Annotated in this window: 20 protein-coding genes, 2 tRNA genes and 3 other RNA genes; 15 read left to right on the plus strand and 10 right to left on the minus strand. The window is 51.5% G+C overall.

What is annotated here, in order from left to right:
* Positions 1 to 285: 285 nt before the first annotated feature.
* The 4 genes from E0L21_RS10850 to narI are packed head-to-tail and all read left to right on the plus strand — an operon-like array spanning position 286 to position 6,945.
* Complete coding sequence (locus E0L21_RS10850; RefSeq protein ID WP_131409345.1) at positions 286 to 4,029, plus strand: nitrate reductase subunit alpha; 3,744 nt, start codon at positions 286 to 288, stop codon at positions 4,027 to 4,029.
* Entirely contained in the window at positions 4,026 to 5,561 is a 1,536-nt protein-coding gene (gene narH, locus E0L21_RS10855) for a nitrate reductase subunit beta (protein WP_131409347.1), read from the plus strand. Before E0L21_RS10850 ends, narH begins: the two co-directional genes overlap by 4 nt.
* Complete coding sequence (gene narJ / locus E0L21_RS10860) at positions 5,558 to 6,268, plus strand: nitrate reductase molybdenum cofactor assembly chaperone (protein ID WP_131409349.1); 711 nt, start codon at positions 5,558 to 5,560, stop codon at positions 6,266 to 6,268. The genes narH and narJ overlap by 4 nt, the downstream gene beginning before the upstream one ends.
* Entirely contained in the window at positions 6,268 to 6,945 is a 678-nt protein-coding gene (narI, locus tag E0L21_RS10865; RefSeq protein WP_131409352.1) for a respiratory nitrate reductase subunit gamma, read from the plus strand. The genes narJ and narI overlap by 1 nt, the downstream gene beginning before the upstream one ends.
* Positions 6,946 to 6,975: 30 nt before the next feature.
* Here the strand turns inward: narI and E0L21_RS10870 are convergent, their stop codons facing one another.
* Positions 6,976 to 7,863: a DMT family transporter gene (locus E0L21_RS10870; RefSeq protein WP_131409355.1), complete on the minus strand. Its 888-nt coding sequence runs from the start codon at positions 7,861 to 7,863 to the stop codon at positions 6,976 to 6,978.
* Positions 7,864 to 7,972: 109 nt separating this feature from the next.
* Between E0L21_RS10870 and E0L21_RS10875 the strand changes: the two genes are divergently transcribed.
* Entirely contained in the window at positions 7,973 to 8,416 is a 444-nt protein-coding gene (locus E0L21_RS10875; RefSeq protein WP_131409447.1) for an Lrp/AsnC family transcriptional regulator, read from the plus strand.
* Positions 8,417 to 8,576: 160 nt separating this feature from the next.
* On the opposite strand, the gene E0L21_RS10880 is transcribed toward E0L21_RS10875, so the two are convergent.
* From E0L21_RS10880 to E0L21_RS10910, 7 genes are all read right to left on the minus strand, one after another.
* A non-coding RNA gene (locus E0L21_RS10880) (RtT sRNA) lies at positions 8,577 to 8,708 on the minus strand.
* Between the two features lie 44 nt (positions 8,709 to 8,752).
* Positions 8,753 to 8,837 (minus strand) — tRNA-Tyr (locus E0L21_RS10885).
* A 34-nt stretch (positions 8,838 to 8,871) separates the two neighbouring features.
* Positions 8,872 to 9,003: non-coding RNA, RtT sRNA (locus E0L21_RS10890), on the minus strand.
* Positions 9,004 to 9,046: 43 nt separating this feature from the next.
* Positions 9,047 to 9,131, minus strand: a tRNA-Tyr gene (locus tag E0L21_RS10895).
* Between the two features lie 26 nt (positions 9,132 to 9,157).
* Positions 9,158 to 9,299: non-coding RNA, RtT sRNA (locus tag E0L21_RS10900), on the minus strand.
* A gap of 159 nt (positions 9,300 to 9,458) precedes the next feature.
* On the minus strand, positions 9,459 to 10,301 hold the full coding sequence (gene purU / locus E0L21_RS10905; protein ID WP_016495830.1) for a formyltetrahydrofolate deformylase: 843 nt from the start codon (positions 10,299 to 10,301) through the stop codon (positions 9,459 to 9,461).
* A gap of 48 nt (positions 10,302 to 10,349) precedes the next feature.
* Entirely contained in the window at positions 10,350 to 10,808 is a 459-nt protein-coding gene (locus tag E0L21_RS10910) for a YchJ family protein (protein WP_131409358.1), read from the minus strand.
* 110 nt (positions 10,809 to 10,918) lie between these two features.
* On the opposite strand from E0L21_RS10910, the gene rssA reads away from it, so the two are divergent.
* From rssA to galU, 3 genes are all read left to right on the plus strand, one after another.
* Entirely contained in the window at positions 10,919 to 11,827 is a 909-nt protein-coding gene (gene rssA / locus E0L21_RS10915; protein WP_131409361.1) for a patatin-like phospholipase RssA, read from the plus strand.
* Between the two features lie 91 nt (positions 11,828 to 11,918).
* Complete coding sequence (gene rssB, locus E0L21_RS10920; RefSeq protein WP_131409364.1) at positions 11,919 to 12,932, plus strand: two-component system response regulator RssB; 1,014 nt, start codon at positions 11,919 to 11,921, stop codon at positions 12,930 to 12,932.
* Between the two features lie 198 nt (positions 12,933 to 13,130).
* On the plus strand, positions 13,131 to 14,042 hold the full coding sequence (gene galU / locus E0L21_RS10925; RefSeq protein WP_131409366.1) for a UTP--glucose-1-phosphate uridylyltransferase GalU: 912 nt from the start codon (positions 13,131 to 13,133) through the stop codon (positions 14,040 to 14,042).
* A 275-nt stretch (positions 14,043 to 14,317) separates the two neighbouring features.
* On the opposite strand, the gene hns is transcribed toward galU, so the two are convergent.
* On the minus strand, positions 14,318 to 14,731 hold the full coding sequence (hns, locus tag E0L21_RS10930; protein ID WP_017457162.1) for a histone-like nucleoid-structuring protein H-NS: 414 nt from the start codon (positions 14,729 to 14,731) through the stop codon (positions 14,318 to 14,320).
* Positions 14,732 to 15,277: 546 nt separating this feature from the next.
* Here hns and tdk point away from each other — a divergent pair.
* Positions 15,278 to 15,892, plus strand: coding sequence for a thymidine kinase (gene tdk, locus E0L21_RS10935; protein WP_131409369.1), 615 nt, complete (start codon positions 15,278 to 15,280; stop codon positions 15,890 to 15,892).
* A gap of 65 nt (positions 15,893 to 15,957) precedes the next feature.
* Here tdk and adhE read toward each other — a convergent pair whose 3' ends face one another.
* The gene (adhE, locus tag E0L21_RS10940) at positions 15,958 to 18,636 is read right to left on the minus strand and encodes a bifunctional acetaldehyde-CoA/alcohol dehydrogenase (protein ID WP_131409372.1); all 2,679 of its coding nucleotides are present in this window, start codon (positions 18,634 to 18,636) and stop codon (positions 15,958 to 15,960) included.
* Positions 18,637 to 19,122: 486 nt separating this feature from the next.
* Between adhE and E0L21_RS10945 the strand changes: the two genes are divergently transcribed.
* The 6 genes from E0L21_RS10945 (at position 19,123) to oppF (ending at position 26,234) form a co-directional block, all read left to right on the plus strand.
* Positions 19,123 to 19,761, plus strand: a complete 639-nt coding sequence (locus tag E0L21_RS10945; RefSeq protein ID WP_370447798.1) for a YchE family NAAT transporter — start codon at positions 19,123 to 19,125, stop codon at positions 19,759 to 19,761.
* Between the two features lie 844 nt (positions 19,762 to 20,605).
* On the plus strand, positions 20,606 to 22,237 hold the full coding sequence (gene oppA, locus E0L21_RS10950) for an oligopeptide ABC transporter substrate-binding protein OppA (protein ID WP_131409375.1): 1,632 nt from the start codon (positions 20,606 to 20,608) through the stop codon (positions 22,235 to 22,237).
* Positions 22,238 to 22,364: 127 nt separating this feature from the next.
* The gene (gene oppB / locus E0L21_RS10955) at positions 22,365 to 23,285 is read left to right on the plus strand and encodes an oligopeptide ABC transporter permease OppB (RefSeq protein ID WP_131409378.1); all 921 of its coding nucleotides are present in this window, start codon (positions 22,365 to 22,367) and stop codon (positions 23,283 to 23,285) included.
* Positions 23,286 to 23,299: 14 nt separating this feature from the next.
* Positions 23,300 to 24,208 carry an oligopeptide ABC transporter permease OppC gene (gene oppC / locus E0L21_RS10960; protein WP_131409380.1) on the plus strand — a complete coding sequence of 303 codons (909 nt, stop codon included), beginning with the start codon at positions 23,300 to 23,302 and terminating at the stop codon, positions 24,206 to 24,208.
* Positions 24,209 to 24,219: 11 nt separating this feature from the next.
* A complete protein-coding gene (gene oppD, locus E0L21_RS10965) occupies positions 24,220 to 25,233 on the plus strand; it encodes an ABC transporter ATP-binding protein (RefSeq protein ID WP_131409382.1) in 1,014 nt (337 codons plus the stop codon).
* The gene (oppF, locus tag E0L21_RS10970; RefSeq protein WP_131409384.1) at positions 25,230 to 26,234 is read left to right on the plus strand and encodes a murein tripeptide/oligopeptide ABC transporter ATP-binding protein OppF; all 1,005 of its coding nucleotides are present in this window, start codon (positions 25,230 to 25,232) and stop codon (positions 26,232 to 26,234) included. Before oppD ends, oppF begins: the two co-directional genes overlap by 4 nt.
* The last annotated feature ends 51 nt before the right edge of the window (positions 26,235 to 26,285 follow it).

Consider the following 26,285-nt stretch of genomic DNA (forward strand, 5'->3'; position numbering starts at 1 on the left):
GTGATAGACATCACTTTGCAGGTTCATCTACCCCTTAATACCCCGGAACGCGGAATTATCTGCTTGTACCGCTGCGAGTTTATATAAAACCATTATTTATCAATGGATTAAAAAATAGAAATCCCTAACTCTTTATGGGTACTCCGTCGAATGAGCCCCGAAACGAAGCTGTAGCAGCTTGATCATCATCAATTCTCTTTGTCTTTGTGAGGGTTAACGTCGCCGCAATTGCAGCAATGTCGATTTACCAAGAGAGCCTGACAGGCTCCAACAGGAGAACCCCCGATGAGTAAATTCCTGGACCGGTTTCGCTACTTCAAACAGAAAGGCGAAACCTTTGCCGATGGGCACGGCCAGCTCTTAAACACCAACCGGGACTGGGAGGATGGATACCGTAACCGCTGGCAGCACGACAAAATCGTGCGTTCTACCCATGGCGTAAACTGCACGGGCTCGTGCAGCTGGCAGATCTTCGTGAAGAACGGTCTGGTTACCTGGGAAACCCAGCAGACTGACTATCCACGCACCCGTCCGGATATGCCGAATCATGAACCGCGCGGCTGCCCGCGTGGTGCCAGCTACTCCTGGTACCTCTATAGTGCTAACCGCCTGAAATACCCCCTGATGCGTAAACGCCTGATCAAACTGTGGCGTGAAGCGAAAGCTCAGCACAGCGATCCGGTTAATGCCTGGGCTTCCATCATTGAAGATGCGGATAAAGCGAAAAGCTTTAAACAGGCGCGTGGCCGCGGTGGTTTCGTACGTTCCTCCTGGCAGGAAGTGAACGAGCTGATTGCGGCATCTAACGTTTATACCGTGAAAACTTACGGCCCGGACCGTGTCGCAGGCTTCTCGCCGATCCCGGCAATGTCGATGGTTTCTTACGCTTCCGGCGCGCGTTATCTCTCGTTACTGGGCGGCACCTGCCTGAGTTTTTACGACTGGTACTGCGACTTACCGCCAGCCTCTCCGCAAACCTGGGGCGAGCAGACCGACGTGCCGGAATCTGCCGACTGGTACAACTCAAGCTACATTATCGCCTGGGGCTCTAACGTTCCGCAGACCCGTACGCCGGACGCCCATTTCTTTACCGAAGTGCGCTACAAAGGCACCAAAACGGTTGCGGTAACGCCGGACTACGCCGAAATCGCTAAGCTGTGTGATTTGTGGCTGGCACCGAAGCAGGGTACCGATGCGGCAATGGCGATGGCGATGGGCCACGTTATGCTGCGCGAATTCCACCTCGACAAACCGAGCCAGTACTTCACCGATTATGTTCGTCGTTATACCGACATGCCGATGCTGGTGATGCTCGAAGAGCGTGACGGTTACTATGCGGCAGGCCGCATGCTACGCGCCGCCGATCTGGTGGATGCGCTGGGTCAGGAAAATAATCCGGAGTGGAAAACTGTTGCCCTGGATAGCGAAGGCAACCTGACCGCGCCGAACGGCTCTATCGGTTTCCGTTGGGGTGAAAAAGGCAAGTGGAACCTTGAGCAGCGTGATGGCAGTAACGGCGCTGACGTTGAGCTGGATCTGAGCCTGTTGGGCAAACACGATGATATCGCGCAGGTCGGCTTCCCGTACTTTGGTGGTGACAATACTGAACATTTCGCGGGTGTAAAACTCGATAACATCTTGATGCACAAACTGCCGGTTAAACGCCTGCAACTGGCTGATGGCAGCACTGCGCTGGTCACCACGGTTTACGACCTCACGATGGCAAACTACGGCCTGGATCGCGGTCTGGGTGATGAAAACTGCGCAACCCGTTACGACGAAATCAAAGCCTACACACCAGCTTGGGCGGAGAAAGTCACCGGGGTTTCGCAGTCGCAAATTATCCGCATCGCCCGCGAATTCGCCGATAACGCCGATAAAACGCATGGCCGTTCGATGGTTATCATCGGCGCCGGGATGAATCACTGGTATCACCTCGATATGAACTACCGTGGGATCATCAATATGCTGGTCTTCTGCGGTTGCGTGGGACAGAGCGGCGGCGGTTGGGCACACTACGTTGGCCAGGAAAAACTGCGTCCGCAAACGGGCTGGCAGCCGCTGGCATTTGCCCTCGACTGGCAGCGTCCGGCGCGTCACATGAACAGCACCTCCTACTTCTATAACCACTCCAGCCAGTGGCGTTACGAGACGGTAACCGCACAGGAATTCCTGTCGCCGTTAGCGGATAAATCCCGCTATACCGGCCATCTGATCGACTTTAACGTGCGCGCTGAGCGTATGGGCTGGCTGCCGTCCGCGCCGCAACTGGGCACCAACCCGCTGCGTATCGCCGCTGAAGCGGAAAAAGCGGGCATGAGCGCGGTCGATTACACTGTTAAATCGCTGAAAGACGGTTCACTGCGTTTCGCGGCGGAACAGCCGGAAAACGGCAAAAACCACCCGCGTAACCTGTTTATCTGGCGATCCAACCTGCTGGGTTCTTCCGGTAAGGGCCACGAGTTTATGCTCAAGTACCTGCTGGGCACCGAACACGGTATTCAGGGTAAAGATCTGGGCAAACAGGGCGGTGTGAAACCGGAAGAAGTGGAGTGGCATGACAACGGCCTCGACGGCAAACTGGATCTGGTGGTTACTCTTGATTTCCGTCTGTCCAGCACCTGTCTCTACTCGGATATCGTGCTGCCAACCGCGACCTGGTACGAAAAAGACGACATGAATACCTCGGATATGCATCCGTTTATTCATCCGCTTTCTGCTGCCGTCGACCCGGCGTGGGAATCCAAAAGCGACTGGGAAATTTATAAAGGCATCGCCAAATCCTTCTCCGCGCTGTGCGTTGGGCATTTAGGCAAAGAGACCGATGTCGTGACGCTGCCGATTCAGCATGACTCCGCCGCTGAACTTGCGCAGCCGCTGGGTGTGAAAGACTGGAAGAAAGGCGAGTGTGACCTGATCCCAGGCAAAACCGCGCCGCACATTATTCCGGTGGAACGCGACTACCCGGCAACCTACGAACGCTTTACCTCTATCGGCCCGCTGATGGAAAAAATCGGCAACGGTGGTAAAGGCATCGCCTGGAATACCCAGAGCGAAATGGATCTGCTGCGTAAGCTGAACTACACCAAAGCGGATGGCCCGGCGAAAGGGCAACCGATGCTCAATACCGCCATTGACGCGGCGGAAATGATCCTCACGCTGGCACCGGAAACCAACGGCCATGTGGCGGTTAAAGCCTGGGCAGCGCTAAGTGAATTCACCGGCCGCGACCATACGCATCTGGCAACGAATAAAGAGGAAGAGAAAATCCGCTTCCGCGATATTCAGGCTCAGCCGCGCAAAATTATCTCCAGCCCGACCTGGTCAGGCCTGGAAGATGAGCACGTTTCCTACAACGCAGGTTACACCAACGTGCATGAGCTGATTCCGTGGCGCACGCTCTCCGGTCGCCAGCAGTTGTATCAGGATCATCAGTGGATGCGTGACTTCGGTGAAAGCCTGCTGGTTTACCGTCCGCCGATTGACACCCATTCGGTAAAAGCAGTGATGGGCGCGAAATCCAACGGCAACCCGGAAAAAGCGTTGAACTTCCTGACGCCGCACCAGAAATGGGGCATCCACTCAACGTACAGCGACAACTTATTGATGCTGACGCTGGGGCGCGGTGGTCCGGTGGTGTGGATGAGCGATAAAGACGCCAAAGAGATCGGCATTGAAGATAACGACTGGATTGAAGTCTTTAACGCCAACGGCGCGTTGACGGCTCGTGCGGTTGTCAGCCAACGTGTGCCAGCCGGTATGACCATGATGTACCACGCGCAGGAACGTATTGTGAACCTGCCAGGTTCAGAAATTACCGGGCAGCGCGGCGGGATCCACAACTCCGTTACCCGTATTACCCCGAAACCAACCCATATGATCGGCGGCTACGCCCAGCTGGCTTATGGCTTTAACTACTACGGCACGGTGGGTTCAAACCGCGATGAGTTCGTGGTGGTGCGTAAGATGAAGAACATTAACTGGTTGGATGGCGAAGGCAATGACCAGGTACAGGAGAGCGCAAAATGAAAATTCGTTCACAAGTCGGCATGGTGCTGAATCTCGATAAGTGCATCGGCTGTCATACCTGTTCAGTAACCTGCAAAAACGTCTGGACCAGCCGTGAAGGTATGGAGTACGCGTGGTTCAACAACGTGGAAACCAAACCGGGCACCGGCTTCCCGACCGACTGGGAAAACCAGGAAAAATGGAAGGGCGGTTGGATCCGCAAAATCAACGGCAAACTGCAACCGCGGATGGGTAACCGTCCGATGCTGCTGGGTAAAATTTTCTCTAACCCGCACATGCCGGAAATTGATGATTACTACGAGCCGTTTGATTTTGACTACCAGAACCTGCATAACGCACCGGAAAGCAAACATCAGCCGATTGCCCGCCCACGCTCGCTGATCACTGGCCAGCGGATGGACAAAATCACGGCTGGCCCGAACTGGGAAGATGATTTAGGCGGTGAGTTCGACAAGCTGAGCCGCGATCAGAACTTCGAGAACATGCAGAAGGCGATGTACGGCCAGTTTGAAAACACCTTCATGATGTATCTGCCGCGCCTGTGCGAACACTGCCTGAACCCGGCTTGTGTCGCGACCTGCCCGAGCGGTGCTATCTACAAACGTGAAGAAGACGGCATTGTGCTGATTGATCAGGATAAATGCCGCGGCTGGCGTATGTGCGTGACCGGCTGCCCGTACAAAAAAATCTACTTCAACTGGAAGAGCGGTAAGTCTGAGAAGTGCATTTTCTGTTACCCGCGTATCGAAGCAGGAATGCCGACGGTGTGCTCGGAAACGTGTGTAGGCCGTATTCGTTATCTCGGTGTTCTGCTGTATGACGCAGATGCGATTGAAAATGCAGCCAGCACCGAGAACGAAAAAGATCTCTACCAGCGTCAACTGGATGTGTTCCTTGATCCAAATGACCCGGCGGTGATCGCCCAGGCGCTGGAAGATGGCGTACCGCAAAGCGTGATTGATGCGGCGCAGAAATCGCCGGTCTACAAAATGGCGATGGACTGGAAGCTGGCGCTGCCGCTGCATCCGGAATACCGCACATTACCAATGGTTTGGTACGTACCGCCTCTGTCACCGATTCAGTCTGCCGCTGATGCAGGTGAGCTGGGCAGCAACGGTATTCTGCCGGATGTGGAAAGCCTGCGTATTCCGGTGCAATACCTGGCGAACCTGCTGACCGCAGGCGATACCGGTCCGGTTCTGCTGGCGCTGAAACGTATGTTGGCAATGCGCCACTTCAAACGTGCGGAAACCGTTGATGGTGTTGAAGATACCCGCGCGCTGGAAGAAGTCGGCCTGTCAACTGCCCAGGCGCAGGAGATGTACCGTTACCTTGCGATTGCTAACTACGAAGATCGTTTCGTGGTGCCGTCGAGCCACCGCGAGCTGGCGCGTGAAGCCTTCCCGGAGAAAAACGGTTGTGGCTTTAGCTTCGGCGATGGTTGCCACGGTTCGGACACCAAATTCAACTTGTTCAACAGCCGTCGCATTGACGCGGTGGATGTGACAGTGAAAACGGAGCCGCACCCATGATTGAACTGGTGGTTATTTCTCGTTTGCTCGAGTACCCGGATGCTGCCTTATGGCAGCACCAGCAGGAAGTTTTCGATGCGCTGGCGTCGGGAGAAAACCTGGCAAAAGCTGACGCCCAGCACGTTGGCGTTTTCCTGCGTGATCTTACTTCTCAGGAGCTGCTGGACGCGCAAGCGAACTACAGCGAATTGTTCGATCGTGGCCGCGCAACCTCGCTGCTGCTGTTCGAACACGTCCACGGTGAATCCCGCGATCGCGGGCAGGCGATGGTCGATCTGCTGGCGCAATATGAGCGCCACGGCTTGCAACTGGATAGCCGTGAGTTGCCGGATCATCTGCCGCTCTATCTGGAGTATCTGGCGCAACTGCCCTTTGCTGAGGCTATCGGCGGTTTGCAGGATATCGCGCCGATCCTCGCACTGTTAAAAGCGCGTTTAGCGCAGCGCGAAAGCCACTATGCAACGCTGTTTGATGCGCTGTTATCGCTGGCGAACACCCAAGTGGATAACGCGCAGGTCGCGGAAAAAATTGCCGGTGAAGCCCGCGATGATACGCCGCAGGCGCTGGATGCCGTGTGGGAAGAAGAGCAGGTCAAATTCTTCGCCGAACAGGGCTGCGGTGATTCCGACATCACTGCGCACCAGCGTCGTTTTGCGGGTGCCGTTGCGCCGCAATATCTGAATATCACAACAGGAGGAGAGCGCTAATGCACTTCCTTAATATGTTCTTCTTTGACATCTATCCGTATATTGCCGGGGCGGTTTTTCTGGTCGGCAGTTGGCTGCGCTACGACTATGGGCAGTACAGCTGGCGGGCGGGCTCCAGTCAAATGCTGGATCGTAAAGGGATGACGCTGGCTTCGAACCTGTTCCATATCGGTATCTTAGGGATCTTTGCCGGTCACTTCCTCGGCATGTTAACGCCGCACTGGATGTATGAATCCTTCCTGCCGATTGAAGTGAAACAGAAGATGGCGATGATTGGCGGCGGTGCCAGCGGTGTGCTGTGTCTGGTTGGCGGTTTGCTGCTGCTGAAACGCCGTTTGTTCAACCCGCGTATTCGCGCGACCTCAACCGCGGCGGATATCCTGATTATGTCGCTGCTGATGGTGCAGTGTGCGCTGGGGCTGCTGACCATTCCGTTCTCTGCGCAGCATATGGATGGCAGCGAGATGATGAAGCTGGTTGGCTGGGCGCAGTCGGTTGTGACGTTCCATGTTGGCGCTTCCGCGCATCTTGAGGGCGTGGCCTTTATTTACCGTGTGCATCTGGTATTGGGCATGACGCTGTTTGTGTTGTTCCCGTTCTCCCGCCTGGTGCACATCTGGAGCGCGCCGGTGGAGTACCTGACACGCAAATACCAGATTGTTCGCGCCCGTCGCTAATCAGCAAAAACCCCGCACTGCGGGGTTTTTTTACTGTCGCGTTGGCACTATCGCTGACGTGGTTTTTCGCTCGCCCCAGCCAAGATTGTTGCCTGCGGCAGCCAGCAGAATTAATACGCCACCTGCCATTTGCAGCGCGCTTAATGTATGCCCAAACAGCGCGTTATCCACCACAATCGCCACCAGCGGATAAATAAATGACAGCGAGCCAATCAGCGGTGTGGGGAGTTTTTGTATCGCGCTATACAACAGCTGATACATCACACCGGTATGCACAATACCCAGCGTCAGCAAAATACCCCACGGCAATGTCTCGCCTGACATTGGCAGATGCACCAGCGGCAGCAACATCAGCGTGCCGGTTAATACCTGAATCAGGGCAATGTGCTGCGGCGGAAGTTGCTTAAGGTGGCGGGTGATTAACGCGGTGACAGCATAGAAAAAAGCAGCGCCCAGCGCCATGGCAATGCCGATAAGCCATTGCGTGTTCGGGTGGTGCAATTCACTGAGCAGCAGAAGCACAACGCCGGAAAACGCCACCAGCAGCCATCCCCACTTCGTAAGCGTAACGCGCTCGCCAAGCAACATGCTCATTAGCACTAACATAAAAGGCTGGGTGTTGTAGACCACCGTGGCCAGTCCCATTGAAATGCGGCTGTACGCTGCGAACAGTAACAACCAGTTAATCACCAGCGCGATGCCGCCCGCTACCGCCAGCAGTAAAACCGGGAACGCAAGGCGAGTGAAAGGTTGTCTGCCAAAGCGGATAAACAGAAATAGCGCGCCTGCGCCTATCAGGCAGCGCCAGAAAACAACATCAATCACCGGCAGACCGCTAAGCAGTACAAATGCACCAATCGACCCGGAAATCAGCATCGCCAGGCTCATCTGCCAGGTACCATTAGGGATATTTTTCATTTCTCATCTCCTGAACGTTGTTGGCATATTGTGAAAAAACGGCGGTCAGCTTTATATAGATGTTATAAGGTGCATGATGATTAATTCCTTTATAAATTAGGTGAAGATGATGGATTACCTTATTGACGATATCGATCGCGCGATTTTGACCTGCCTCGCAGAGGATGCGCGCCAGTCATTGAAGGTGTTAAGCGCGAGAGTGGGGCTGACGTCGCCCAGTACGGCCGAACGTGTTAAACGGCTGGAAGAACGCGGCGTGATTGAAGGCTATGGCGCGCGCGTAAACCTGACCGCGCTGGATTACCGCTTGCAGGCGCTGGTGCGCGTCCGCCCGATGCCTGGCATGTTGCAGAAGGTGGACAAAATGCTCCAGGCACTGCCGGAATGCATTGAGTGTGACAAAGTAACGGGGGAAGACTGTTTTGTTATGCGGCTGGTAGTGCGATCGATTGAGCAACTGGATACGTTGCTGGATGGAATTGCTGAATATGCGCAGTGCAATACGTCGATAGTGAAGAGCAGCCCCGTAAAAAGACGGTTACCACCGCTATAAGGTTCGGCTGCCAGACGCATGGAGTGCAGGGTTTTCCCTATGGCGGCAACGTTTGCTCGCCTTGCTCGAGTCGAACCTTAATCGAAGGTTCTCGCCCTTCCCGGATCGGGAATATATGCAGGAACTGAGAGATGTGGGGATTGGGTTTTACTTGAAGAGATGGTGGTGGGGGAAGGATTATTCGTCACTTCGTTCCTCACCCTTCGGGCCGTTGCCTGCGGCAACGTTCTCTCGCATGCGCTCGACTCGAACCTTAATCGAAGGTTCTCACCCTTCCCGGATCGGTAATATATGCAGGAACTGAGAAGTGTGGGGATTGGGTTTTACTTGAAAAGATGGTGGTGGGGGAAGGATTCGAACCTTCGAAGTCGATGACGGCAGATTTACAGTCTGCTCCCTTTGGCCGCTCGGGAACCCCACCAGGGGAAAATCAAATTGTCGATGCAGTATGTAGATGGTGGTGGGGGAAGGATTATTCGTCACTTCGTTCCTCACCCTTCGGGCCGTTGCCTCTGGCAACGTTCTCTCGCCTTCGCTCGAGTCGAACCTTAATCGAAGGTTCTCACCCTTCCCGATAAGTGCATGCATCAAAAGTACTTAACGGTGTTATCACATCGCTGTGATGAATAATGGTGGTGGGGGAAGGATTCGAACCTTCGAAGTCGATGACGGCAGATTTACAGTCTGCTCCCTTTGGCCGCTCGGGAACCCCACCACGGGGTTACTACATTATTGTGATGTTGCGAAAGGGAAGGATTATTCGGAGCTAACGCTCCTCACCCTTCGGGCCGTTGCCTCTGGCAACGTTCTCTCGCTGGCACTCGAGTCGAACCTTCGAAGTCGATGACGGCAGATTTGCAGTCAGCTACCTTATGCCCACCACGGGTAAAGCTGTTTCTTACTGGCCTGCTTCCATCTCGGGAAGCGCGGCGCATCATATCAAATGACGCGCCGCTGTAAAGCGTTGAAGCGAGAAAAATGAATCAGTTGTCTGCTTTTTGCCCGTAACGATGCAAAGCCGAACAACGCATTAAATTAATGGTTAAAGAATAATCGTGCGATTACCGTAAACGAACACGCGTTGCGCTAAAACCTGATACAGCGCGCGGCTCAACACGTTCTTCTCGACATCCCGACCCGCGCGCATCATATCCTCGGCGGTATAGGTGTGATCCACGTGAATCACGTCCTGCATAATGATGGGGCCTTCATCAAGATTGTCATTTACGTAGTGCGCAGTGGCACCGATGATCTTCACGCCGCGCTCGTAAGCCTGATGATAGGGGCGGGCGCCAATGAAAGCGGGAAGGAATGAGTGGTGAATATTAATGATTTTATTCGGGAAGCGAGACACAAACTCTGGCGTTAATACGCGCATATATTTCGCCAGTACTACGTAATCTGGCTGGTGCGCTTCAATGGCCTGCGCCATCTGCTGGTCATGAGCTTCACGCGTCAGGCCTTCATGGCTAACCAGTTCAAACGGAATATCAAAACGCTCAACCAGCGAACGCAGCGTTTCATGGTTGCCAATCACGGCGGCAATGTCGACATCCAGTCCGCCGTAATTTGCTTTCATCAGCAGATCGCCAAGGCAGTGCGCCTCTTTGGTGACCAGAATGACGACGCGGCGGCGACCGGCTGGATTCAGCTCGCGTACAGAACCTTCCGGAAGCGCACTATCGAGATCTGCAAGCAATGTGGCGTCGTTAAAAATGCCTTCGAGCTCGGTACGCATAAAGAAACGACCGGTGCGATGATCGACAAATTCATTATTCTGCACAATGTTCAGTTCGTGCTTGTAACAAATATTGGTGATTCGCGCGATGAGGCCTTTCTGGTCAGGGCAAATGGTGCGCAAAATTTTACGTTGTGTTGAATGCATTGCCGGGTAAATCCTGTTGATAGTGTTTGCTATAGAGTGTTGGCAGGCCTATTGCCCGCAGCACTTTTTGAATTTTTTACCTGACCCGCAAGGGCAGGGATCGTTACGGCTAAATTGCGGCCGTGTGCCGTCGATATAGTACCACTGGCCGTTCTCCTTTAAGAATCGGGAACGTTCGATAATTGCGCCGTCTTTGCCGTGCTCATTAAAACGCGCCACAAAGCTGACGAAGCCTTCATTATCATTTTCGCCATAAGCATGCTCAAATACCGTCAGACCGCGCCATGTGGTATCCGCGAAGCCTGCTTCAATTTGCTGGCGGAACGCCTCAGCGCCACAAGACGGGTGCCAGGTTTTTACCAGGTACTCTGACTGATGTAACACAAAAGCCGTATAGCGCGATCGCATCAGGCGTGACGGATCTGGCGCAACCTGCGTACCAGACAGATAAGGCTGGCAACATAGGCTATACTCCAGAGCGCTACCGCAAGGGCAAGACTGTGACAAAATAGCATTCCAGGAATAAGAATAACGGCGCGTTCGCGCCAGGGTAGCGATATGTTAACTGAGCCGTAGCGCTGTGGCTACAGTAAGCCGGGGGAAGTAAAATAAGCGTTATGAGAAAGGTAAAAATTGGTCTGGCGCTCGGTTCCGGCGCGGCCAGAGGCTGGTCGCATATCGGCGTGATTAACGCATTACAGCGCGCAGGTATCGAAATTGATATTGTGGCGGGTTGTTCCATTGGTTCACTGGTCGGTGCCGCTTACGCGTGTGGACGTTTGTCGGCGCTGGAAAAATGGGTACGTTCTTTTCGTTACTGGGATGTGTTGCGGCTGATGGATCTCTCCTGGCAGCGTGGGGGTTTATTGCGCGGTGAGCGCGTGTTCAATCAGTATCGCCAGTTGCTACCATTTGCAGATTTTAGCCATTGCCAGAAACGCTTCGGCGCAGTGGCAACCAACCTTAGCACCGGGCGCGAGCTCTGGTTCACTGAAGGTGATTTGCATCATGCTGTTCGTGCTTCCTGTAGTATGCCCGGCTTAATGTCACCGGTTCCGCATAACGGTTACTGGCTGGTGGATGGCGCAGTGGTTAATCCCGTTCCAGTTTCCCTTACCCGCGCGTTAGGCGCGGATGTGGTGATTGCTGTAGATTTGCAGCATGATGCACACCTGATGCAGCAAGATCTGCTGTCGGTGAGTCTTTCTAATAATGATAAGGACAGCGACACCGCTGCCGCGCAGCGCTGGCATCAACGCCTGCGTGAACGGTTGGGGCGGATAACGCCAAAACGGCCGATCGCGCCCACGGCGATGGAAATCATGAGCACCTCGATTCAGGTTCTTGAAAATCGGCTGAAACGTAATCGTATGGCTGGCGATCCGCCAGATATTCTGTTGCAACCTCTCTGCCCGCAAATTTCGACGCTCGATTTTCATCGGGCAGACGCGGCTATTGCAGCGGGGCAACTGGCGACCGAAAAGAAAATGGATGAGTTGCTTCCTTTAGTACGGACCCTTTCGTAAGTAGAATTTTTAATAGACTTCAGCAAATTCTGACAGGCGATTATCGGCGAAGCATGCCACTATTGATCTATCGTCAGGCAGGGGAGATGAGATGACGCAGCCGTTGACCGGAAAACAGATACTGATCGTTGAAGACGAGCCCGTTTTCCGCTCTCTGCTGGATTCGTGGTTACAATCTTTAGGTGCGATAACGCTGCTGGCGGAAGATGGGGTTGTCGCGCTTGAGTTGTTGGCAGTGAATAAACCCGATCTTATGATTTGCGATCTCGCTATGCCGCGCATGAATGGCCTTGTTCTCATTGAGACGTTACGCAACCGTGGAATGCAAACGCCAGTGCTTGTGATATCGGCGACAGAAAATATGGCGGATATCGCTAAAGCATTGCGGCTTGGCGTTCAGGATGTCGTTCTTAAACCCGTTAAAGATCTTAATCGTTTAAAAGAAACACTCTTCGCTTGTCTCTATCCCAATATGTTTAATTCTCGCGTTGAGGAAGAGGAGCGCTTGTTCCAGGACTGGGACGCGCTGGTCGATAATCCTCAGGCTGCGGCGAATTTGTTGCAGGAACTCCAGCCGCCGGTGCAACAAGTTATTTCCGGCTGTCGGGTTAATTATCGCCAACTGGTTTCTGTTGAAAGCCCCGGACTGGTGCTTGATATCGCGCCTATATCTGGTCAGGATCTGGCGTTTTATTGCCTGGATGTGACGCGTGCAGAAAATAACGGTGTACTGGCAGCGTTGCTGCTGCGTGCATTATTTAATGGGTTGCTGCAAGAACAACTCTCTCATCAGCGCCAGCGTTTACCCGAGATGGGGGCGCTGCTCAAGCAAGTAAACCAATTATTGCACCAGGCTAATTTACCCGGCCAGTTTCCACTGCTTGTGGGTTATTACCACAGTGAATTGAAAAACCTGATCCTCGTATCCGCTGGTCTTAACGCAACGTTAAATACCGGTGATCATCAAATTCAAATCAGCAATGGGGTACCTCTCGGTACGCTTGGCAATACCTATTTAAATCAGCTGAGCCAGCGTTGCGACTCCTGGCAATGTCAGGTTTGGGGCGCTGGCGGGCGTCTGCGTTTAATGTTGAGCGCGGAATGAGCGATCAAATCATTCTTTGCAGATAGATTTACCCACCGCATAAAAACGGGTGGTACTATCGCCGCAGTTTATGCGTATTAGTCCTAATTAGAGGTAAGCGCGTCCTTTTCAGACCTGGTCGATGGGTTGGTACTGATATACTCAGACGCGAGTTAATTCATGAACATGTTCAAGCATGGACAGTCCAGGAGATTTTCAATGGCTGCAATAAATTCGAAAGTGACTAAAGCAGTAATCCCGGTTGCGGGATTGGGAACCAGGATGTTACCAGCGACTAAGGCAATTCCTAAAGAAATGTTACCGCTGGTTGATAAGCCATTAATTCAGTATGTCGTAAATGAGTGTATCGCTGCCGGCATTACTGAGATCGTTCTGGTAACACATTCATCTAAAAACTCTATCGAAAACCACTTCGATACTAGCTTCGAACTCGAAGCAATGTTGGAAAAACGCGTAAAACGCCAATTGCTGGAAGAAGTTCAGTCTATTTGCCCGCCGCACGTGACCATTATGCAGGTTCGTCAGGGGCTGGCGAAAGGCCTGGGGCACGCTGTACTGTGCGCGCATCCGGTGGTAGGTAATGAACCCGTAGCGGTTATTCTGCCCGACGTTATTTTGGATGAATTCGAATCCGATCTCTCCCAGGATAACCTGGCTGAGATGATTAAACGTTTTGATGAAACCGGTGCCAGCCAGATCATGGTTGAGCCTGTGGATGATGTTACCGCTTACGGCGTGGTGGATTGCAAAGGCGCAACGCTGAATCCGGGTGATAGCGTTCCAATGGTCGGCGTGGTTGAAAAACCAAAAGCTAACGTCGCGCCATCAAATCTTGCCGTTGTGGGTCGCTATGTTCTGAGCGCAGAAATTTGGCCGCTGCTGGCGAAAACACCTCCGGGAGCGGGTGATGAGATCCAGCTTACCGATGCTATTGATATGCTAATCGAAAAAGAAACCGTAGAAGCCTATCATATGAAAGGCAAAAGTCATGACTGCGGTAATAAACTTGGCTATATGCGCGCATTCGTAGAGTACGGTATTCGCCACAATTCGCTGGGCGAGGAATTTAAAGCCTGGCTCGAAGAAACCGTTGGAGTAGGGAAAGCATAATAGGCTTTCTTTAGTCTGAATAAGGCCGGAGATAATAGTGCATTGCACAGCTTATCTCCGGCTTTTTTTATTTGTGAATGTTCCGAATGAAAAGGTTACGTCAAAGCAGCGCAGAAGATATCGCACAAAACAATAAATCACCTGACCAGGATTTGAGCAATAAGCATTTGAGAAACGTATATTCCAAATGCCATACACTATATTTGTGAAGAGAATGTGTGCTTTGTCAAAAAAAATCCCGCCAGTTGGCGGGATCCTTTTGAAATCTGGCTTGATTACTCTTCGATCAGGAAATCGTCGAGTTGTTTACCTTGTTCGTCCATTGCTTTTTTGATTACTGCTGGAGTACGACCCTGACCCGTCCAGGTTTTGGTCTCACCATTTTCATCAACATAGCTATATTTAGCCGGGCGTGCTGCACGTTTTGCTTTAGTACCCGTCTTAGCGGTGACCATGCTGTTCAGCAATTCGTTCGGATCAATACCGTCAGCGATCAGCATTTCACGATATTGCTGTAATTTACGCGTACGTTCTTCAACTTCGGCTGCGGCAGCGCTTTCTTCCTCGCGGCGCTCATTAACCACAACTTCTAATTTCTCCAGCATCTCTTCGAGCGTTTCCAGAGTGCATTCTCTTGCTTGCGCACGAAGAGTACGTATGTTGTTCAGAATTTTAAGTGCTTCGCTCATTGTAGTAATCTCAAACTTATATTGGGGTGGTTTGTCGGGCTAATAATAGAGCGTTAATTTCGTCAGTGCAATAGCTGTGAATGTAAGGAATTCAAAATGGCGCTTTATTAAGTCGATTTATAAATATCGCTAACTTAAATTTTTCTTGAAGAAACGCGCAAAAAACCACTTATACCGATGTACTGGCAGCGCTGCTGACGGCGTGTTTATGCATGAACTTCTGATTAATCCGATCCGCGTTTATAGCCATTATGGATAAATATCGACCTTGAGTATTCCAGCGTTGAATGTGCTCTTGCTTAAATTATTAATAATTTCCGTATGCTAAGGTGAGAATGTTCCGATTAAAAAACATTTGTAAGATCATGAATTTCTTATTGCTGTTTCTTTGGCAGTAACAACTCAGATGATTAACTCTTGGAATATCTATGAGTCTGCTATTGAGGGTTGATTTACTTCAATCGCGGAGCGACGACAGGGTGACCCGATAAAATATGGTACACTCCTCGCCGGGAATATCACACTTTGATTGGGGTTTTGCACGCAATGGCACAGCTTTATTTCTACTATTCAGCAATGAATGCGGGGAAATCAACGGCGTTACTACAGTCCTCTTACAATTATCAGGAAAGAGGAATGCGTACGGTGGTTTACACCGCCGAAATTGACGATCGCTTCGGATCAGGCAAGGTTAGCTCTCGTATCGGCTTATCTTCACCGGCACGTTTGTTTAATCACAACTCGTCGCTGTTTGACGAAATCAACGCTGAGCATCAGCAACAGGCTGTGCATTGTGTGCTGGTTGATGAGTGCCAGTTTTTAACCCGTGAACAGGTTTATGCGCTATCCGAAGTTGTCGATCAGTTGGATATTCCGGTGCTTTGTTACGGTTTGCGCACGGATTTTCGCGGTGAGTTATTTGTGGGTAGCCAATATTTGCTGGCCTGGTCAGATAAACTGGTTGAACTTAAAACTGTCTGTTTCTGTGGGCGTAAAGCCAGTATGGTGCTGCGTCTTGATCAAGAGGGACGCCCTTATAACGAAGGCGAGCAGGTGGTAATTGGCGGCAATGAACGCTATGTATCCGTGTGCCGTAAACACTACAAAGAAGCCCAACAAGAAGGGGCTTTAACAGCAATTCAGCAACGTGTCAGAGGTTAGCTTTTCGCTTCCCCTCTTTAGCAATAAAAAACCCGCCGAAGCGGGTTTTTTATTAGCGTTAACAATTAAGCGGGTTTCTTCGCTTTTTTGTCTGCTTTAACGGGTGCAGCTTCAGCTTTAACCACCGCCACTTCACCTTCTTTGTACTCACGACCGTAGAAAGTATCCAGCAGGATCTGTTTCAGTTCGGAAATCAGCGGATAGCGCGGGTTCGCACCGGTACACTGGTCATCAAACGCATCTTCAGACAGCTTATCCACGTTTGCCAGGAAGTCAGCTTCCTGTACGCCAGCTTCACGGATAGATTTCGGGATACCCAGTTCAGCTTTGATGCTTTCCAGCCATGCCAGCAGTTTTTCGATTTTCGCTGCAGTACGGTCACCGGCAGAAGTCAGACCTAAATGATCGGCGATTTCTGCATAACGACGGCGTGCTTGCGGGCGATCATACTGGCTGAACGCGGTCTGTTTAGTCGGGTTATCGTTCGCGTTATAGCGGATAACGTTACAGATAAGCAGGGCGTTAGCCAAACCGTGCGGAATGTGGAACTGCGAACCCAGTTTATGCGCCATGGAGTGGCACACGCCGAGGAAGGCGTTGGCAAAGGCGATACCGGCGATGGTAGCAGCACTGTGAACGCGTTCACGAGCAACCGGGTTTTTTGAACCTTCGTTGTAAGAAGCTGGCAGGTTCTCTTTCAGCAATTTCAGCGCTTGCAGCGCCTGGCCGTCAGAGAATTCGGATGCCAGTACGGAAACGTAAGCTTCAAGTGCGTGAGTTACCGCATCCAGACCACCGAAGGCGCACAGTGATTTCGGCATATCCATCACCAGGTTGGCATCGACAATCGCCATATCCGGTGTCAGAGCATAGTCTGCCAGTGGATATTTCTGACCGGTGGCATCGTCGGTTACTACCGCAAACGGCGTAACTTCAGAACCGGTACCGGAAGTGGTGGTGATCGCGATCATTTTCGCTTTCACGCCCATTTTCGGGAACTTATAGATACGTTTACGGATATCCATAAAGCGCAGCGCCAGCTCTTCGAAATGGGTTTCCGGATGTTCGTACATCACCCACATAATTTTCGCGGCATCCATCGGGGAACCACCACCCAGGGCGATAATCACGTCTGGTTTAAAGGAGTTCGCCAGCTCAGCGCCTTTACGCACGATAGTCAGTGTTGGGTCTGCTTCAACTTCAAAAAACACTTCGGTTTCAACACCGGCCGCTTTCAGCACAGAAGTAATCTGGTCTGCATAACCGTTATTGAACAGGAAACGGTCAGTCACGATAAGCGCGCGTTTGTGACCATCAGTAATCACTTCATCCAGCGCGATTGGCAGAGAGCCACGGCGGAAGTAGATAGATTTCGGAAGTTTGTGCCACAACATGTTTTCAGCTCGCTTAGCAACGGTTTTCTTGTTGATCAGGTGCTTCGGACCAACGTTTTCAGAGATGGAGTTACCACCCCAGGAACCACAACCCAGAGTCAGGGAAGGCGCGAGTTTAAAGTTATACAGGTCACCGATACCACCCTGAGAAGCCGGGGTGTTAATCAGGATACGCGCGGTTTTCATCATCTGACCGAAGTGAGCAACGCGTTCAGGTTGGTTATCCTGGTCGGTGTACAGGCAAGAGGTGTGACCGATACCGCCCATGGCGACAAGTTTCTCTGCTTTTTCGACCGCGTCTTCGAAATCTTTCGCGCGGTACATTGCGAGCGTCGGTGACAGTTTTTCGTGTGCGAACGGCTCGCTCTCATCGACAACTTTCACTTCACCAATCAGGATCTTAGTGGTTGTTGGAACAGTGAAGCCAGCCAGTTCAGCGATTTTGTACGCCGGTTGACCAACAATAGCCGCGTTGAGCGCGCCATTTTTCAGGATAATGTCCTGAACCGCTTTCAACTCTTTACCCTGAAGCAGGTAACCACCGTGGCTGGCAAAACGCTCACGAACCGCTTCATAGACGGAATCAACAACGACAACGGACTGTTCAGAAGCACAAATAACGCCGTTATCGAAAGTTTTAGACATTAATACGGACGCCACTGCACGTTTGATATCGGCAGTTTCATCAATCACAACCGGGGTGTTACCCGCACCTACACCGATCGCCGGTTTACCGGAGCTGTATGCAGCTTTTACCATGCCTGGCCCACCAGTGGCGAGGATCAGGTTAATATCCGGGTGATGCATCAGTGCGTTGGACAGTTCTACAGACGGTTGGTCAATCCAGCCGATCAGATCTTTCGGAGCACCAGCGGCAATGGCTGCTTGCAGCACGATATCTGCTGCTTTGTTGGTGGCATCTTTAGCGCGCGGGTGTGGGGAGAAAATGATTGCGTTACGGGTCTTCAGGCTAATCAGCGATTTAAAGATAGCGGTAGAGGTTGGGTTAGTGGTCGGGACAATACCGCAGATAATGCCGATTGGTTCTGCGATGGTAATCGTGCCGAAGGTGTCATCTTCTGACAGCACGCCGCAGGTTTTTTCATCTTTATACGCGTTATAAATATATTCGGAAGCGAAGTGGTTTTTAATCACTTTGTCTTCAACGATACCCATGCCAGATTCGGCAACCGCCAGTTTTGCCAGCGGGATACGAGCATCTGCGGCAGCCAGAGCGGCAGCACGGAAGATTTTATCTACTTGCTCTTGAGTAAAGTTGGCATATTCACGCTGGGCTTTCTTCACGCGTTCAACGAGTGCGTTAAGTTCAGCGACATTAGTAACAGCCATAATGCTCTCCTGATAATGTTTAAACTCTTTTAGTAAACCAGCTGCCTAATTGGAAAGTATAGACAGACCGGCTGCAGGTTGCGTAAGTTTCATAAAAACAAAGAGTTAACGCTAAACCATCCACCACTGATTTACTGAAAGAGTCTCGAGGATACAACGCACTTACTGACACTTTTGAGCTCTTTTCGTGCCATCAAGATTACCCACTTCTGAGTAACCATTGCGTGATCTACATCAAATTTCAGCGAAGCTGACACCTTTCAGCAGCCCATTTTTGGGCATTTGTAGCAAATGTTAATGGCATATGGCCAGGCGCGCTGTAAGATTATCACAATTCCCACAGGTTAATAACATGCTGTATTGCAGCGAATTTCCACGGAAATCATGATGAACTGCGCGGCGAAAACGCGTATCTTCTGCATGAATTTTCCTGTCGTGCTGATAGGTTATTTCTCTGACAACGTTACGAAACCTACTGTGGAGCACATCGTGTTCGATCTTCCCCTCTATTTTAAATTCTTCATTGGCCTGTTTGCATTGGTCAACCCGGTCGGCATTATTCCGGTCTTTATCAGCATGACCAGCTACCAGATGACCGCCGCGCGGAATAAAACGAATCTCACCGCCAATCTTTCCGTGGCCATTATTCTTTGGACGTCGCTTTTTCTTGGCGATGCCATATTGCAGCTGTTTGGCATTTCGATCGATTCGTTCCGTATTGCCGGGGGCATTCTGGTGGTGACTATCGCCATGTCGATGATCAGCGGGAAACTGGGTGAAGATAAGCAGAATAAACAAGAAAAATCAGAGACGGCCATCCGCGAAAGTATCGGCGTGGTACCGTTAGCTCTGCCTCTGATGGCGGGGCCGGGGGCGATCAGTTCCACCATTGTTTGGGGAACACGCTACCACACTGTTGAGCATCTGATCGGTTTCACCGTTGCGATCGCACTGTTTGCGCTCAGTTCCTGGGGGCTATTTCGTATCGCGCCCTGGCTGGTGCGTTTGCTTGGGCAAACCGGTATCAACGTCATTACACGTATTATGGGGTTGTTACTTATGGCACTGGGTATTGAGTTTATCGTCGCGGGGGCAAGATCGCTATTTCCTGGTTTGCTGAACTGATTCACCTCTTCCTTTAATAAGGAAATAAAAGGTTGTCGTTATACCTTCTTCTATATAGCGATAACTGTTTACATTGCAAAAATGGCTGTAAAAGAACGCTCAAAATCAGTAAAACATATGACGAATCTGCAAAATGCGGGGAAGTATAATAAATTACACTAATCAGAAAATCTGTTTTCTATCAGCGGATTATAAGTATAACGAATCTCTGCTGTGCGCAATTCGCGCAATCGCACCTGTTATTTCTGTCACATAATACTATTGGGCTTGCCGTGACATAATTGAAATGATATTAGTACTTTCCATCTTCTCGTAGATGAATGTGCTAAAAAGTAGTCAATTGTTGCTTTTTTGTGCAAAAAAGAACAGCATCATTCTAAAAACATCACACGGTGGTGATGTTCGTTTATCTCATTGATACTAATAGATAAAAAAGTAACAGGGAGGCTGAAAAGCTATCGCCTGTTGATTGATGCTGTGTCGCAAAAGAGAAATGGTTAACAAATTTGCAAAATGTATTGGCGGCAGGAGAGGGCATTTGTTATTTTCCGCCCATTATGTTTCTCGACCTTATAATTTGCAGAATAAACGGCTCAGATGAGAATCGTTTGCCTATAAAACGGTTCACATAGTGAATACAACGCGCCTCGACAGGGGAGACGCGTAACAGAATCGACGCAAGATTGCCGTTTGAGCAGTCCGTAATAAAAAAGTCGGTGATAGCAGCAGTAACAAAAAGATGTCTGATAGCGCCAAAAAGCTCCTGCGCTATACAGGCCCCCAACAGGGGATGAAACACGCTGGCGTAAACGTCAGTAATTATAATGAGTGGAGTAACAACACAATGTCCATCATCACAAAGAAAAGTCTGGTAGCTGCGGGAATTTTGACTGCACTGATTACCGGTAACGCGGCAATGGCTGCCGATGTACCGGCAGGCGTTCAACTGGCGGAAAAGCAAACGCTGGTTCGTAACAACGGTTCTGAAGTGCAATCTCTCGACCCGCATAAAATCGAAGGGGTTCCTGAATCCAACATCAACCGCGACCTGTTTGAAGGGCTGTTGATTTCCGACGTTCAGGGTCACCCAACAGCGGGTGTTGCTGAGTCGTGGGATAATAAAGATTTTAAAGTCTGGACTTTCCATCTGCGCAAAAATGCGAAATGGTCCGACGGTACGCCTGTAACGGCGCATGATTTTGTTTATAGCTGGCAGCGTCTGGCAGATCCGAAAACCGCCTCTCCGTATGCGAGCTATCTGCAGTACGGCCACATCGCCAATATCGACGATGTTATCGCTGGCAAAAAGCCGACCAGCGATCTTGGCGTAAAAGCGATTGATGATTACACCTTTGAAGTTACCCTGAGCGAGCCGGTTCCTTATTTCTATAAACTGCTGGTTCACCCATCTGTTTCCGCTGTGCCTAAAGCCACCATTGAAAAATTCGGCGAAAAATGGACACAGCCAGCTAACATCGTGACCAACGGTGCTTATAAACTGAAAGATTGGGTGGTCAACGAACGTATCGTTCTTGAGCGCAACACCAATTACTGGGATAACGCGAAAACCGTTATTAACCAGGTAACTTACCTGCCAATCTCTTCTGAAGTGACAGACGTTAACCGCTACCGCAGCGGCGAAATCGACATGACTTATAACAACATGCCGATCGAACTGTTCCAGAAGCTGAAAAAAGAGATTCCTAAAGAAGTACACGTTGACCCGTACCTGTGTACTTACTACTACGAAATCAACAACCAGAAAGCTCCGTTCACTGACGTTCGCGTTCGTACCGCGCTGAAACTGGCGCTGGATCGCGACATCATCGTCAACAAAGTGAAAAACCAAGGTGACCTGCCAGCATACAGCTATACACCGCCGTACACCGATGGTGCAAAACTGACTCCGCCGGCCTGGTTCAAAATGACCCAGGAACAGCGCAACGCTGAAGCGAAAAAACTGCTGGCCGAAGCTGGCTACACCGCAGATAAACCGCTGTCGTTCAGCCTGCTGTATAACACCTCCGATCTGCATAAAAAACTGGCGATCGCTGTGGCTTCCATCTGGAAGAAAAACCTCGGCGTAGACGTTAAGCTGGAAAACCAGGAGTGGAAAACCTTCCTGGACACGCGTCATCAGGGCACCTTTGATGTTGCGCGTGCGGGCTGGTGTGCGGATTACAACGAGCCGACATCCTTCCTGAACACCATGCTCTCCGACAGTTCCAACAACACCGCGCACTATAAGAGCCCGGCGTTTGACAAGCTGATCGGCGACACGCTGAAAGTCACTGACGAAGCACAGCGCACTGAGCTTTATTCTAAAGCTGAAGAGCAACTGGATAAAGACTCGGCGATCGTTCCGGTTTACTACTACGTGAACGCCCGTCTGGTGAAAACCTGGGTCGGTGGCTACACTGGTAAAGACCCGATGGATAATATCTACGTTAAAAACTTGTATATTATCAAGCATTAATGGCAATGAGTGGGGCAGGGCGACCTGCCCCACAGTGTCTTATTTTATCGCACCAGAACACACATCGGTCGCAGGCTTAATCGCCTGAAAGAGAATGTGTAAAAGGCACAGCCAGAAGGTACGGGCAATGTTGAAATTTATCCTACGTCGCTGTCTTGAAGCGATCCCAACACTTTTCATTCTTATTACCATCTCGTTCTTTATGATGCGTCTCGCGCCGGGAAGTCCATTTACCGGTGAACGTGCGCTGGCGCCAGAGGTCATGGCGAATATTGAAGCGAAATATCATTTAAACGACCCGATCACCACGCAATATTTCAGTTATCTGAAACAGCTGGCGCATTTTGATTTTGGGCCGTCATTCAAATACAAAGACTACACGGTGAATGACCTGGTAGCGGCAAGCTTCCCGGTTTCCGCAAAATTAGGTGCGGCGGCGTTTATTCTTGCGATTGTCTTTGGTGTTACGGCCGGTGTTGTCGCCGCGCTTAACCAAAACACCAAATGGGACTATACGGTGATGGGGCTGGCAATGACCGGGGTTGTTATTCCAAGCTTTGTTGTCGCGCCGCTATTGGTGATGATCTTTGCCATCATACTGAAGTGGCTGCCCGCGGGCGGCTGGAACGGCGGGGCGTTGAAATTCATGATCCTGCCGATGGTTGCGTTGTCTCTGGCCTATATCGCCAGCATTGCACGTATCACCCGTGGTTCGATGATTGAAATTCTGCACTCCAACTTTATCCGCACAGCGCGTGCGAAAGGGTTGCCGATGCGCCGAATCATTTTCCGCCATGCGCTCAAACCTGCGCTTTTGCCGGTACTCTCCTACATGGGGCCTGCGTTTGTCGGCATCATTACCGGCTCAATGGTTATCGAAACCATTTATGGTCTGCCGGGTATCGGCCAGCTGTTTGTTAACGGCGCGCTGAACCGCGATTATTCGCTGGTGTTGAGTCTCACTATTCTGGTCGGCACGCTGACTATCATGTTTAACGCGATTGTTGATGTGCTGTATGCCGTTATCGATCCGAAGATTCGTTATTAATACTGGAGTTCGCCATGATGTTAAGTAAGAAAAACAGCGAGGCGCTGGAAAACTTCAGTGAGAAACTTGAAGTCGAAGGACGAAGCCTGTGGCAGGACGCACGCCGTCGTTTTATGCATAACCGTGCTGCGGTGGCAAGCCTGGTCGTTTTACTGCTGATAGCTCTGTTTGTGACGCTGGCACCGATGTTGTCGCAGTTTAGTTATTTCGATACCGACTGGGGAATGATGTCGAGCCAGCCGGATATGGAGTCCGGTCACTATTTTGGTACTGACTCTTCCGGGCGTGACCTGCTGGTACGTGTGGCAATCGGCGGACGTATCTCGCTGATGGTCGGTATTGCCGCCGCGCTGGTGGCTGTTATCCTGGGGACGCTGTACGGTTCACTTTCCGGCTACCTCGGCGGTAAAACGGACTCAGTGATGATGCGTTTGCTGGAGATCCTCAACTCCTTCCCGTTTATGTTCTTCGTGATCCTGCTGGTGACGTTCTTTGGGCAAAACATTCTGCTCATCTTTGTCGCTATCGGTATGGTTTCCTGGCTCGATATGGCGCGTATTGTCCGTGGCCAGACCTTAAGCCTGAAACGTAAAGAGTTTATCGAAGCAGCGCAGGTAGGCGGGGTTTCTACCGCTAATATCGTTGTGCGCCACATTGTGCCAAACGTGCTGGGCGTGGTAGTGGTGTATGCCTCACTGCTGGTGCCAAGCATGATCCTGTTCGAATCCTTCCTGAGCTTCCTCGGCTTGGGTACCCAGGAGCCGCTGAGCAGCTGGGGCGCACTGTTAAGCGATGGCGCGAACTCAATGGAAGTGTCGCCGTGGTTGCTGCTGTTCCCGGCAGGTTTCCTGGTTATCACTTTGTTCTGTTTCAACTTTATCGGCGATGGCCTGCGTGATGCCCTCGATCCGAAAGACCGTTAAGGAGCGCTGTTATGAGCATAACTGAAACCTCATTCGCGTCGGCGACGCAGCAGCAATCCAATCTCCTGCTGGACGTGAAAGATCTGCGTGTAACCTTCCAGACCCCGGATGGTGATGTCACGGCGGTTAATGACCTGAACTTCTCGCTGCGGGCCGGTGAAACGCTGGGAATTGTAGGTGAATCGGGTTCCGGCAAGTCCCAGACCGCGTTTGCGCTGATGGGTTTACTGGCGACAAATGGGCGTATTGGCGGTTCGGCGACCTTCAACGGCAAAGAGATCCTCAATCTGCCGGAGCAGGCGTTGAACAAACTGCGCGCAGAGCAGATCTCGATGATTTTCCAGGACCCAATGACCTCGCTGAACCCGTATATGCGCGTTGGTGAGCAGTTGATGGAAGTTCTGATGTTGCACAAAGGCATGAACAAAGCGGAAGCATTTGAAGAGTCCGTCAAAATGCTAGACGCTGTAAAAATGCCGGAAGCGCGTAAACGCATGCGCATGTATCCGCACGAGTTTTCCGGTGGTATGCGCCAGCGTGTGATGATTGCAATGGCGTTAATGTGCCGACCAAAACTGCTGATTGCCGATGAACCGACCACCGCGCTGGACGTGACCGTACAGGCGCAGATCATGACGCTGTTGAACGAGCTGAAACGCGAATTCAACACCGCCATTATCATGATCACCCACGATCTGGGCGTCGTTGCGGGTATCTGCGACAAAGTGCTGGTGATGTACGCTGGCCGTACCATGGAGTATGGCAAAGCGCGCGATGTGTTCTACCAGCCATCGCATCCGTACTCTATCGGCCTGCTGAACGCGGTACCGCGCCTCGACACGGAAGGCGATGCGTTGCTGACGATTCCAGGCAACCCGCCGAACCTGCTGCGTCTGCCGAAAGGCTGTCCGTTCCAGCCGCGCTGCCCGCACGCGATGGAAATCTGTAACAGTGCTCCACCGCTGGAGGAGTTTGCCCCGGGCCGTTTGCGCGCCTGCTTTAAATCGGTGGAGGAACTGGTATGAATACCGCGATTGACGAGAGAAAAGTGCTGCTGGAAATCGCCGATTTGAAGGTGCATTTCGACATCAAAGACGGCAAACAGTGGTTCTGGCAACCGCCGAAAACATTGAAAGCGGTTGATGGCGTTACGCTGCGACTGTACGAAGGGGAAACCCTCGGCGTGGTGGGCGAATCCGGTTGCGGTAAGTCGACTTTTGCTCGCGCCATCATTGGCCTGGTGAAAGCCACCGATGGAAAAGTGGCCTGGCTGGGTAAAGATCTGCTGGGCATGAAGCAGGAAGAGTGGCGCGCTGTACGCAGTGATATTCAGATGATTTTCCAGGATCCGCTGGCATCACTGAACCCACGTATGACCATTGGTGAAATCATTGCCGAACCGCTGCGCACCTATCATCCGAAAATGTCGCGCCAGGAAGTGCGCGATCGCGTTAAGACGATGATGATGAAGGTGGGGTTGCTGCCGAACCTGATTAACCGCTATCCGCACGAGTTCTCCGGCGGCCAGTGTCAGCGTATCGGTATTGCCCGCGCGCTGATCCTCGAACCGAAACTGATCATTTGTGATGAACCGGTTTCAGCACTGGATGTCTCAATCCAGGCGCAGGTCGTTAACCTGCTGCAACAACTGCAACGTGAAATGGGGCTGTCGCTGATCTTTATCGCCCACGACCTGGCGGTAGTGAAGCATATCTCCGACCGTGTGTTGGTGATGTACCTCGGTCATGCTGTGGAGCTTGGCACCTATGACGAGGTGTACCAGAACCCGCTACACCCGTATACCAAAGCGCTGATGTCGGCGGTGCCGGTTCCGGACCCGGATCTGGAAAAGAACAAGACGATACAGTTGCTGGAAGGGGATTTGCCGTCACCAATCAACCCGCCGTCGGGCTGCGTGTTCCGTACTCGCTGCCCGATTGCCGGGCCTGAGTGCGCGCAGACGCGTCCGGTGCTGGAGGGCAGCTTCCGTCATGCGGTCTCTTGCCTGAAAGTCGACCCGCTATAGTCCACGCATAAAAAAGGGCTGACAATTGTCAGCCCTTTTTCTTTTTTCTTT

Origin of the sequence: Kosakonia quasisacchari (assembly GCF_004331415.1) — a bacterium.
Classification (GTDB): domain Bacteria; phylum Pseudomonadota; class Gammaproteobacteria; order Enterobacterales; family Enterobacteriaceae; genus Kosakonia; species Kosakonia quasisacchari.